The organism is Bacillus sp. AL-1R, from assembly GCF_052180195.1.
In the GTDB taxonomy this organism is placed as follows: Bacteria; Bacillota; Bacilli; order Bacillales; family Bacillaceae_G; genus Gottfriedia.
In genome coordinates, this window is record NZ_CP197469.1 from 3,103,708 (window position 1) to 3,116,639 (window position 12,932).

Genomic DNA, 12,932 nt, shown 5'->3' on the forward strand with positions numbered 1-12,932 from the left:
AGAAAGGTTCTAAAATCATGAAATTCAAAAAACTTATATTAGAAAATATCGGAGCTTATCGTGGAACCAATTCTTTTGATTTAGAAACTTCTCCGGGTCAAAATGTAGTATTAATTGGTGGAGAAAATGGCGCAGGGAAAACAACATTTTTAAATTCAATTAAATTAGGACTATTTGGAGCGTTTGGTTTTGGTTTCAAAAATAGTTCAGAATACGATAAACGAGTATATGCGAGTATTAATTCATCAATAAGAACAATAAATAATAGTTCCGCTAGTATTCAAATTATATTTACTGAAATCGAAAATTATCAGAAAAATGAATACAAGATCATCAGAGGTTGGAAACTTTTTGATGATAAACCAAAAGAATATTTTATGGTTTATAAAAATGAACAATTTTTAAATGAAGCAGAAACAGATAATTACTTTTCAAAACTAAAAGAGCTATTCCCTCCTAAATTATTCGATTTATGTTTATTTGATGGTGAAGAAATATCGAAAATTATTAATAATAATGAGTTATCCCAATATTTAAAGGAACTTTCAACAATTGTTTTTAATTTGGATTTATTTAATAATCTTCAATCAGATCTTACAAATTATTTACAAAAAGAGATCGATGAAAAAAAATTCAACCAAACTGAAGAAGAATTATTTGAAGAGCAAAAAAATAAAACCTTAATCGTTGAAAAAATACAAAATATTGAGCTTGAAATAATCCAACTACATGAAAAGAAAACACAATTAAATGAATTGTTTCTTTCAAACAAAAAAAGCTTTGAAATCCATGGCGGTCTTAAAGATGACCAAAGAAACGAACTACTAAAAAAAGAGTCTGAAATCGAATCTGAACGTAAAAAGTTAAATGAAAAAGTAAAAGGATTTATTTCTGTTTTCTTACCTTTTTATATGAACAAAAAACTACTAAACGAGTCTCTAAGTCAAATTGATGCAGAAGACCAATTGATTTTATTTAATCAAGCTAGTAAATTTTTATCAGTTTCTGATATACAAGATATCATTGAACAATTAGATAATAAATCAATTCAACCAAGTCAATTACGATCATTGATCCTTGATAAGTTTCGACCTAATCAACAAGTTAATACAATTCATAACTTATCCCCATCTCAAAGGGGTCAAGTTGAACAGATTTCGAATCTTATAGACAATGAAAACCATATAAATTATTTAGAGATTATTAGTAAAAATCGTGATCTTTTATCTGAAGCACAAGAGATCCGTAAAAAAATAGCAACGAACGATAAAGCAAATGATTTTAACAAAATGCTCGAAGAAATGGAAAGAATTACAAAAGAAATTAGCAAAATTGAATTTGATCTTCAAAATTTAGAAGAAATGCGATTAAATCTTAATAATGAGCTAGCTGAATCCGAAAAAGTAATACTTGCTAAAGAAACATACTTAAAGCAGGAAACACGTACGGAAAACACCTTTGAAATGGCTCAAAATATTATAAAGCTAAGTCAACGCTTTCAAGAAGTACAACATCAGAAAAAGTTACAACAAGTACAAATGGAAGCAACTGATATGTTAAATAGGTTAATGCGTAAAAATCAATATATTTCTTCCATAAGAATTAACTCAGTTACATTTGACGTTAAATTATATAATGCATCTAATGAAGAAATAGAAAAAATCACTCTTTCTGCTGGTGAAAAAGAAATCTTGTTACTTTCTATTATTTGGGCAATGTTTAAATGTTCGGGTAGACGCGTACCATTTATATTTGATACTCTACTTGGTCGTTTAGATAATACGCATAAACAAAGAGTATTAACTGACTTTATTCCTAAATGTGGAGAACAAGTATTAATCTTATCTACAAATTCAGAAGTAAACTCTACCCAGTTTAAACTTTTGGACGAGCATATATCAAAACAATATTTATTACAATTTAATACTGAAGAACAAAACATAAAGGTAACTCCAGGATACTTTCAATTTAATTAAGGAGGATTGAAAAAAATGATCCATCGATTAAAACTCTCTAATAATACATCAGAAATTCTGAAAGAACTTCAATCCTCTACTCAGCTAACACCAAATATATTAGCACGTTTAGCAGTTGGAGCTTCACTTACAATTAATTCAACACCTGAAATTCCTAACTACAGATCGAATAATGGGTTAGAAATTAACAGGCAAACTTTTACTGGGGAATATGATCAAATTTATAAGACATTAATTTCTCAACATGCTGGGAAATTATTAACAGATGAAGAGTACTTTCCTACCCTTTTTAATGCACATCTTGAACGCGGTATTTCAATTATTCAAAATGAATATAAGTACGCAGGAAATGCAGAAAAATTTTATGAAAACATGTTAAAATTTAATGTGGAGTGATTAGAATGCTATATTTAGATAACAGTGCAACTACCCCAATACATCCAGATGTAAAAGATGCAATGTTACCTTACTTGCTCGAGGAATTCGGTAATCCCTCGAGTAAGTATTATACATTAGCTGAAAATGCCAAAAATGCAGTGGAGAATTCTCGGAAACATATTGCCAATCTACTTGGATGTGACACAGATGAGGTAATATTTACAAGTGGATCTACAGAGAGTAATAATATGATTTTAAAAGGCATTGCAGAATACCACGGTAATAGTGAGAATAAACATATTATTACTTCTAGAACAGAGCATCCTTCTATATTAGAAGTGTGTGAATACTTACATTCAAAAGGATTTAAAATAAGTTATCTAGACGTTGATCAATATGGAAGAATTAATATCCATGAACTTGAAGAACTTCTTCAAACTGCCCCTACCCTACTCGTTTCTTTAATATGGGGAAACAATGAAATTGGTTCACTAAATCCTATGGATGAAATTCAAAAGCTTTGTCAAAAATACAGAGTGTTTTTACATACTGATGCAACCCAAGTTGTTGGTAAAATCGAATTATCATTAAATGACTTAGAAGGAATAAACTTTTTATCCTGTTCTGCTCATAAATTTCATGGTCCAAAAGGTGTCGGTGTAGCCGTTCTTCGAAAAGATTCATTAAGACTCCCTATTCCAATTACTCCACTACTTCATGGTGGAGGACAAGAAAAAAATTACCGAAGTGGTACATTAGCTGTCCACAATATTGTTGGAATGGGCAAAGCAGCTGAAATTACATTGAAAAATTTAAAGAGTAATATCGAAAAACTAAATTTACTTGAAAATGCACTTAAGGATCTATTAATTAACAAATTTGGAGATTCAATTATTTTTAATAATGATTCTGAACAAAAAATACCTGGAATACTTAATGTACAATTTAAAGGAATTAATAATGAAATACTAGTAAAAAAATTAGCACCATATATTGCAGTCTCTACTGGTTCTGCTTGTAGCTCTAGTAAACCAAGTCATGTACTACAAGCTATTGGCTTAAATCTTAATGAAGTAAGAAATACGATTCGCTTTTCCTTAAATGCAAACATTGAAATAAATGACTTAGAAATATTCAAGAACTTATAAAACTGAAGACCTTAGGTCTTCAGTTTTTTGATCACCCTAAAAATAGGAAATAAAAAGGGATTAAAATTATGTTAAAATATATACAAATAGATTTCAAAAAAAGAAGGTGAATGTAATGACAGAAATAAAAAAACAATCCGACCTTTTATTAGAATCATTATGTAAAGAAAATGATATTCCAAAGAAGTTAATTTTAGAGCTTTTTAAAAGCGCAAAAAATCATTCATATGAAAATTTAACACAAGGTGCTAGAAAGAAAAATTATACAGATCTAATTGAATTTTATATAAAAAAGGATTGAGGTGGAATTATTGTTACTTAAAAAACTGGTTTTTGATAGTTATAAAACCTATTATGGTCAACAATCGGTAGATTTATATATTCCTAGAGACGTTAGAGAAAAAGAAAATAAAAATATTATACTTCTTGGTGGTTTAAATGGTGCTGGTAAAACGACCATCTTAAAAGCTATTCTATTTGTCCTTTTTGGTAAAAGAGGCATGAGTGAAACGGAATATAAAAGACTTTTCTCAAACGTAATTAACAATACCTTCTTTGATGAAGGTGGTCGTTCTTGTTCCGTTACATTAATAATTGAGACTGATCGTGAAGAAGAATGGAAACTTCAAGTAAAATGGTATTTTGATAGTTTAAAACGAGTAACTAGAGAAGAACGTAGTATCAGTATTAAAGCTCCTGGTTCCACTCATGCAAAACATGCAAGAATTGATAATATAGAAGCCTATAATAAATTTATTGATCGTGTTATTCCATACCACGCTGCACCATTTTTTATCTTTGATGGAGAAGAAATCAAAGACATTATTTTAAGACAAAATAGCTCTGAAATGCGTGAAGCAATTCAAAAAATTACTGGTATCGAGGCTTATAAAATCCTATTAGATGATTTGAATAGTATTAAAAAAGGCTATGAAAATGTATTATCTAAAGCCTTAGATACAAGTAAATTAGGGCATTTTGAAAAAGAAAAAATTGAACTTGAAAATGAGATAAATAAAAGAGAAAAAACAATTGCTAAACTAGAAGAAGAGAAAACAGATTCTTTAAGGAAATTAAGTGCAGCGAAAGAACAAAGAAATCAAAAAGTACTGCAGAATTCAAAATCACGTGAAACTATAATAAAAAAACAAGCAAAATTAGCTACTGAGCTTGAATTAGAAAAACAAAATTACTCAAAACTATTTTTAGAAAACGTTACTAATATTATTCTATCTTCAAAAATAAATAAATTAAAAAAATCAATTCAAATTGAAGAGGATATTAAAAAGAAAAAAATAATCCAAGAAATGTCTTTAACTCCTTATCGAGCATTTATGGAACAACTTTTAGATAGATCATTGACACCTCCTCTTTCTGAACAACAACTGGAACAGTTAAAACAGATTGGTGAAGAAATTTGGATTAAAGAAAATAAAATTCAACAACAAACTTTTGAAGAAGTAAAAGAGATTCACGATCTGTCTTCCAAAGAGAGTTCACTAATTCAAGGTATTCGTGCTACATCAAGTGATCTGATTATAAGTAAAATAAATAGAATTGAACAAATAGAACAGGATCTTCAATTTATTGAACAAGAAATTAGAAATGCTCCTGAGATGGTTGATACTAATGAAGAAAATAAAAAAATAGATTTCTATACAAAAAAATTGGGTGAAATTGAGTTAAGATTAAAAACAATTAAACCAAAGCAAGTAATTGCAAAAGAAAAACTTGCAACAATAAATAATAATGTTACTCGTTTAAGTCAACAGAATAATAATTTTAGTGATATTAAAAAGAGCCTTAATTACATTAATAAATTAATTAAAATAACTACATTGTATATTGGTCAAACAACAAATTTAAAAGCTCAATTTATTCATGACGAATTCTCAAAAATGCTTAAAACATTATTTAGAAAGCAAGATGAGTTCGGAAAAATAGAATTTGACCTTAATACTTATTCGATCCGTCTTTATAATGATCGTGGACAAGAAATTAGTATTAATGACCGTTCTGCTGGTGAAATGCAAATGATTTCATCTGCTTTAATATGGGCACTTACTAAAGTATCAGATTTATCATTGCCAATGGTAATTGATACTCCATTAGGAAGACTCGATAGTTATCATCGAAGCCATTTAATTAACCACTATTATAAAGAGTTAAGTGATCAAGTAATTATATTATCGACAGATACTGAAATTACTAAGGAATATGTTGATTTAATGAAAGACAGTTCATATAAACAATATATGTTGGATTACAACGAAAATAAAAAATATACTGTAATTCGAGACGGTTACTTTGATTTTGTGGGGGTGAAATAATTGTCTAATAAAACAATGCACCTATCTGGCACAGGTAAAGAAATACTTGAAAATGTAATTGGAGCACTTGAAATTGAGCGACCATTAGGTATAAAAATCGCACTAGCTAAGGGTATTGCTATTTCTGAAGGCGAAATTACTGAAGAATATAAGGATTCATTAAAAAAGTGGACAATTCCAGATAATATTATTAAAGAAAATGAATTTACCCTTTTTAAACATTTAATTATTAATGAGGTTAATAAAAGTTTAACAAATGATGAATTGCATAAACACATGTTATTATATATTGAATGTGGACTTAGATATATTGATGATCAATTAAAGAATTTAAACTCCTTAGAAGATGCTAGAATTAAAATCTTAAACTAATTCAAAAAGGAATCGCAAATGCGATTCCTTTTCTTTATATTCGTTCAGATAGTGGTGCTATATTAACTACCGTAACGATCGATTGAGTTAACTCGTTATTATCATTTAATACAGGACCTTGTACTACACATTGCCCTTTTCTTAATGATGACAATTTACTTTCCCAAGATTTCTTTTCAGATGAATCATTACTTAGACTATTTGCTACAGTACTAATTTCTTGCTCAGGTGGTAAGAAGAAAATTTTCTGTGAAGCATTTTGTAATCTCGCTAGTTCGTCTGGTGATAATTGTGATTTTAAAAATTGTGTTGCATACCAGGCTGACCATCCAAACTTACGTCCTTCGGTTAATATTCTAGCAGAAGGAGATTGTTCCGTATGATCTAAATTTTGTGCCTCATCCATTATGACTGGAATCGGATTATTTTTATTCCCACTACGGACTGAGTAGTTCCATAAATCCCAAAGGATAAATTCTGTGATCATCAACTGTACATCTCTTGGATAACCTGTTAGTTGAATTACGAAAACTGTCCCTTTGTCTTCTAATATATTTTTCCAACTAAATGATTCATCGAATGTAAAAGGATTTCGATCAATTAAAGGTCTAATTTGAGACAATGCTGTTTTACTGTATGAAGTGTCTAACTCCTCTAAACATTCTTTTAAAGCCCTCAAATTCATATTTTCCCCGTACTTTTCCAATCCATTAAGAATACTATCATAAATAGCATTTAATTGTTGAATTCCTAATGTTTTGTATACAGCTCCAAAAACACTTTTTACTCGTTCTGCAATATCAGTATTACTCTCTGGTAAAGTAATACCTCCAATGTCACGAGTGTTTTTACTAAATGGATTTACAGGAAATTGTTCCGTTAATACGATTCTTTGCTTTAAATTTTCTCCTAACCCACTTACAAATTCTGGTTCTAATTGGTTTGGTAAGAATCCTTCTGTGTAATCGACAATAATATTTGAAATCCCTAATTTAGATAATTCTAAAAGTAGGCACTGCATAAAATATGTTTTACCTTGCCCCGAAGTACCAGCTATTAATAAATGTCTATTTGCTAGTCCTTTATTTCCATATTCCCAATAAACTTTACGATTAGAATTCTCTGCTTTACCTAAATAGATTCTAGCTTCTTCTATTGAAGATCTATTCTCTTCAGGTTCATCATTAATAGTTTTGACATTATGCGGTGGATTAACTTCTCCATTTAGATCAGGAGTTGGAAGATCCAATTCTTCATTAGTATTAGAATTACCTTTAATTGAAACTTCATTTTTTTCTGGTTCTTTATCATGTGTTTCATTTGATGGTACATTATTAGGTAAAACACTTGTTTCAGTATTTTCTTCAATAGGATCTGGTTTGATATCATATTTAGCTTTATCTTCATTCGTATTTTCTAGATGGGGATTAGGAGGCACCTCAACATTACCGTTTTGAGAATTATACTTATAAGATAATAAACTTTCTTTTACAAAATCACTTTCTTTATGCTGAATCCATTCGTGCATTTCATCAATTGAAGTTACTAATCCCCTATACCCATCAGCCTCTACCAGCTTTAATACTGTTACTCCATCTTCCAATTTAGAAGTTCTAATATATGCATCTTTCTCAAATGATAAAATTGCACATTCTCCTATATATGGAGTAAGATTATTTGAAATCGTATAGTCATTTTTAATAATTTTCTCTACTATTTCATCTGATAAATTATAGTCCTTTGTACTGAAGAAATCACTTGTATAGATCTTTTGTGCACTCGATAAAAATAATTGAGCAAAAAAGTTTCTATAGAATTTAGTAGTGAAACTATTCGGATCAGAAGAAATAAGAGTATCATTGATTACTTTTTTAGTTTGATTTACTTGTGTATGAGCTTTTTTAATTACACTACTATTATTTATTCCGATTTTTACTTCAATTGGGTAAAAATGGAATGCCAAGTTATTATCTTTATTTTCTAAACCAATTAGTAAAAGATCATCACTATGCGCACCAGAGAAACCTAAATTTTTTGCAGTGAAAACTCCATCGTTTTTACTTAGTCCCACAGCACCTGCAACACGCAATATCTCTTCTAATGAAATTGGTACCCATAAAATATCTGGATGACTAAAGTAAGATAATGAATATTTAATAGCAGAAATAATACTTAATTTTTCACGTGAATATTGTCCTTTACTACCAATTATTCTAAGTAACCATTCACCATTAAATGTATTAAATGCATTAACTGCATTAATAACATTCTGATCTGTTCCTTCTACTTCTTTTTCCTTTAAGAACTCACTAACTACTGAGAAATATTGTTTTGACTTATCCGTAACGGTTATTGCGTCAAATCTACTAGAAGAAGAGTATTGATCACTATAATGAATGATGACAATATTGTCCATCTTATTAAAATACTCAAGATCAATTGTCGGGTCAACAAAAGTTACCCAATGTGAAGAATCTAAAATCTTAGCTAAAAAGTCTTCATCCGTAGTTGATGTCCGTGAAACGATTGCCTCACCTTTGTGATAAGCATTATTACCATCGTTTGTTAAGTTAGCAGATAATTCATTTAAAAAGTATGCAATTTCTCCTAATAAATCTTGATCATTAATCGAATAGCATTTTGTACCAAAACCAGTTCTATAATTTTCCTTCCCCTTCATAGAAGGTATTGTAGAATATAAGCCTTCCAAATTCATACCAGTGATCATTTCATTCATTGGTTGAAGAGCATCATGTTCCTGAGCTAACATTTTGTAAAAACTAATATGAGCATAATTAATCTCTTCGTTTATATCCTTCTTATAAAAAATAATGCTATCTCTTATTACTCTCATTAAATCTCTAGGATCATAATCATTAGATTTTAACTTAATATTTAACCACGCTTCAAATTGATCAGGATTTTCAATAGTAGAAAGAAGATTAAAAGAACTTTCTGCAAGAGCTTCATTATAAATAGAAACTTCTAAATTTTTAAGACTTGTTAAACCAACTTTATTAATCTTTTTTAATAACCAATTTACTAACCCTCTTAAAACTTCAAAATCATTTTTAATATTAATGATATTTATTCTAATCGGAGCGTTTGAGTTTTCATGAAATAAATAGCTAAAATGTTCTTCAAATTGCTTTATTTTGTCCTCTACCACTTTTGCCATATATTGATTAGCGTCTGCCACCGATACTTGACTAACTGGTTTGTATGAAAGCCATTCATTATTATCACTTACATTGTCTGGTCTATACAAACTATTGTTTTTACTATACATAAATGGTAAAAGACCATTAGGGTTTAGTCTGTTTAATATGACATTATCTACGATTTCGTTTTTTAGAACCTCATTAATTTTCAACTGAAAAGCAACCATAAGGGGATGAAAAGGTGTAAAGTAAATTATATCTTTTCCCTTTATTGTTCCAAGTTTACTTAAATCTCTTCCTTTTGATCCAATTGCTTCCCCCTCTGGGAAACTATTTATTTCATTTATATATGCATTCACATATTCTTTAGCTCGTTTTGATAAATCTTTAGAAAAATAGCATAAACTAGGAATATTATCTTTTAATTTAAAGTAAGTAATAAATCTACTATATGCTTCTCTTAAGTCATCACTTATTTTAAGCTCTTCACTTATTAATTCATCTGAGTCTAATACCGCAGCATGAAACCCTTCATTAATCCATTTTGATTCCCATTCAAATTGTCGTTTACTATTTTTGTTTAAATAGAATTCTCTATTACCAAACTGCAGTTTATGATTTCTTAATATGAAATCTAATTGTTCTTCCCTTTTCAGTTTCCAAATTCGGAATCCATTTATTGGGATTGACTCAGGAATATCATTTTTTAATAAAAACTTTATATCAATTTGAAATTCGATAAATTTAATAATAAAATCTAATTCATCCTCTTCATTAAAAGCTTCAGGTAGTGGATTAACAACAATCTGTTCATCATTTTCGAATGATATAGCTTCATTATTTGAATTTAGATCAATCCTCTTTTTATTAAACCCTTGGCCAAATATCAGCTCATTACCTTCATAAAATAATTCAATTTGCTCTAATAACGGGTTAATTAAATATGACGTTTGATAGTTCTCAAGAATATTCGGTTCAAACGGAAGGATTATTATGTTAATTTCAACACCTAATGCAGCTTTACTATCATGCTTATAAGTATACTTAAAATAAGTAGGCTTATTTCTTTCAGCATGAATATTGAAAGTAATTTTCCTTGTACCAACTTTATAATTTGCAAATTCAATAAATTTATTAGGTATTGCTAAAAATTTTTCGTTAAGGCTTTTAACATTTTGTCCTTCAAGTTGAAAATTAAAAGTCAATTCTATGTCATTCAGCTCTTTTGTATTAAAAACGATAATATGTCTTTTTCTTTTCCCAGCAGCTGTTTCATTTTGTACCCGATTCCAGATCGTCAAACTATCTTTTACATCTACTTCTTTTAAAATTAATTTATTTCCCCTTAATTCGTCGATTCGATCGAAATATGATTTTGCGACATCTGTAAAAGGAATTGATTGCCAATCATCTTGTTTTAATTTTGGGGTTAATTTGTTTGTAAATTTATTCTCTAAGTCATTTTCGTCATTCCCTAAATCATGAACACGTTTAACATAGTCAAATAACTCTTTATTTAAATGTAATCTCTCTTTTAACTTACTACCTTTTAATGTTGCAAGGTCAGGATCTTTAAAAATTGAAAGCTTTTTATAATCATCATCATACATTTCCCCTTGATTTAGAATGACAAATATCTCTTCAAAGTCAAAAAATGTAATTTGTTGAATGATTTGTTCTTCTAAAATTGATTCCATTCGGTCTAAAAGAATGGTTTTTGTAACATCCTTTGCAAATGTTTCTTCCAATTTAGATTTTAGATTTTTAACAATACTATTAGGATGTAAAGGTAATCCTTCTCTTTGAAGGTCCCTACTTCCGCCTTGAATTGAGTCTAATTGTTCAGTAACAATACTTAATAACGCAGTATTTTTCCATTCATCCTTTTGTTCACCGACTAAATTTCTTAGTAATACTAAAAAGTCGGGCTTAACTCCATTAAGAGTACTCGCCAAAACTAACTTAGTACCGTTAATTTCGATACAATAAGTTTCAAATGGTTCTTCGCTATACTTATGTTTATAGCTGAAAGGTATGGCTTTAAATTTACTATTAGCTCTAAGTTCTTCAAAAAGACCAATTACATCTTCTTCTTTGTCTAGTTGTAAATAGAAGCGATCTCCACTTCTAAGTTGGTTGTCTTTAAAGTAATCAATTACTAATCCAGTAATATATTTATAGAATTGGTTTAACATATTGAGAATCACCACTATCACTTTTTTTGTCTATAATATTATAAGAAGTTAACAAATCAATAATCTCTTTTTTTGAATAACGGTCAAATAATATTCCTCTTTTCTCATATTCATCAAACAACTGAGAAAGTGGAATTCTTTGACCCTTTACACAAATAGCTGTTAATACTAATAGAAACTCATGCGTTATATTAAATACTTGACCATAACTACCACGACTTTTTAAAAAAGTACCGCTACCTAAATTATCAATATTTTTTCCATATTTAAAACGAGCAGTACTATTCATCCCCTCTTTGATACAGCTAAATAAATTTGTCATTGCTGATTGTAAATCATTAGCTAGCTCAGGAGGTGTAATTTTAAAAAATTCACAATATTTATTTGTCCACTCATTTATTTCATTTATGAATTTATTTTGTTCTTCTTGATTTAAATCCTCAAAATGTAAACTGATGTCTTTATAACTATAGAACTTATTCTGTGAATCATTATTACTGAAGTTATTATGACTTAAGTGGGACATCGTGTGTACATGTGCAAATACGTTTTCAGACTTAATTCTTATACGTTTATATCCTTGTAAATCCCCTGTTGCCTCCCTTCTTTTATTCATTACTTCCCAATCAAGAGCAAAGTATAACGGGGAAGCTTTAGAGTAGTCTGCTTTTGTAAATTCTTCAAATTTTATGGATAATTGGCAGATATACATAAACATATAAAAATTTGTTATTATTTGAAAATGCGTTAAAAAATAGTCTCTATGTTGACTTAAAAACATCATATCTTCTGCATATAAATCCTCATAAAATGGTAATAAGTTTTGAAAATTTTTGACTTTCTCTTTATTCTCTAACTTAGGACTATTATTTAAAATGAACTCTGTTAAAATGTCTTCTGGTTCAGAATCTACAAAAATCTTTTTCAAATCCTCGCGAACCGCAATTGTATCCTTAATAAATGAGGCATATCTTTCAACGTTCATATTTTTATCTAAAGGTACATAGTTAAATAGAAATGGATGAATAGGTTTTAATTCTTGATTTTGACCAATAAAGATATCTTCTAAAAGCCTTGTTAGGTCAACTTTTGAATCATCATCGCAATCTAACTGACTTGAGCTCATAATTTTATCAACTAAAGAGTTTGAAGAATGTATAAACTCTTCATCTTTCCCAGATTTTAACGCTTTTACATTACAGATATTTCTTACTAATTCTCCAATAACTTCTTTAAAATTACTCTTGATAATTAGCGCATTCTTAGTAGTAAAGGGAAATACATCTAAAATATCACCCGTGGTATTTTTTTTATTATTTTTTTGGTCTTCAAACAGTTCAGTTAATTTGTCAACTTGCAATAAACTTTCCAT

The 12,932-nt window shown here is 29.0% G+C and carries 8 protein-coding genes; 6 read left to right on the forward strand and 2 right to left on the reverse strand.

The window, feature by feature from the left end; all coding sequences use genetic code 11:
- The first annotated feature begins 17 nt into the window (after window positions 1–17).
- The 6 genes from dndD (ACSBO6_RS14970) to ACSBO6_RS14995 all read left to right on the forward strand — a co-directional run bounded on the left by dndD (ACSBO6_RS14970) (window position 18) and on the right by ACSBO6_RS14995 (window position 6,204).
- Window positions 18–1,976, forward strand: coding sequence for a DNA sulfur modification protein DndD (dndD, locus tag ACSBO6_RS14970; protein ID WP_498843594.1), 1,959 nt, complete (start codon window positions 18–20; stop codon window positions 1,974–1,976).
- A gap of 15 nt (window positions 1,977–1,991) precedes the next feature.
- Complete coding sequence (gene dndE, locus ACSBO6_RS14975; protein WP_498843595.1) at window positions 1,992–2,372, forward strand: DNA sulfur modification protein DndE; 381 nt, start codon at window positions 1,992–1,994, stop codon at window positions 2,370–2,372.
- 5 nt (window positions 2,373–2,377) lie between these two features.
- Window positions 2,378–3,502 (forward strand): cysteine desulfurase DndA, encoded by a 1,125-nt coding sequence (gene dndA, locus ACSBO6_RS14980; RefSeq protein WP_498843596.1) that lies wholly within the window; start codon window positions 2,378–2,380, stop codon window positions 3,500–3,502.
- Window positions 3,503–3,617: 115 nt separating this feature from the next.
- Window positions 3,618–3,803 carry a DNA modification system-associated small protein gene (locus ACSBO6_RS14985; RefSeq protein ID WP_498843597.1) on the forward strand — a complete coding sequence of 62 codons (186 nt, stop codon included), beginning with the start codon at window positions 3,618–3,620 and terminating at the stop codon, window positions 3,801–3,803.
- A gap of 10 nt (window positions 3,804–3,813) precedes the next feature.
- Entirely contained in the window at window positions 3,814–5,832 is a 2,019-nt protein-coding gene (gene dndD, locus ACSBO6_RS14990) for a DNA sulfur modification protein DndD (RefSeq protein WP_498843598.1), read from the forward strand.
- Window positions 5,833–6,204 carry a hypothetical protein gene (locus tag ACSBO6_RS14995; protein WP_498843599.1) on the forward strand — a complete coding sequence of 124 codons (372 nt, stop codon included), beginning with the start codon at window positions 5,833–5,835 and terminating at the stop codon, window positions 6,202–6,204.
- 34 nt (window positions 6,205–6,238) lie between these two features.
- On the opposite strand, the gene dptH is transcribed toward ACSBO6_RS14995, so the two are convergent.
- Together dptH and dptG are read right to left on the reverse strand one after the other, a co-directional pair.
- The gene (gene dptH, locus ACSBO6_RS15000; protein WP_498843600.1) at window positions 6,239–11,560 is read right to left on the reverse strand and encodes a DNA phosphorothioation-dependent restriction protein DptH; all 5,322 of its coding nucleotides are present in this window, start codon (window positions 11,558–11,560) and stop codon (window positions 6,239–6,241) included.
- Entirely contained in the window at window positions 11,541–12,932 is a 1,392-nt protein-coding gene (gene dptG / locus ACSBO6_RS15005; RefSeq protein ID WP_498843601.1) for a DNA phosphorothioation-dependent restriction protein DptG, read from the reverse strand. The genes dptH and dptG overlap by 20 nt, the downstream gene beginning before the upstream one ends.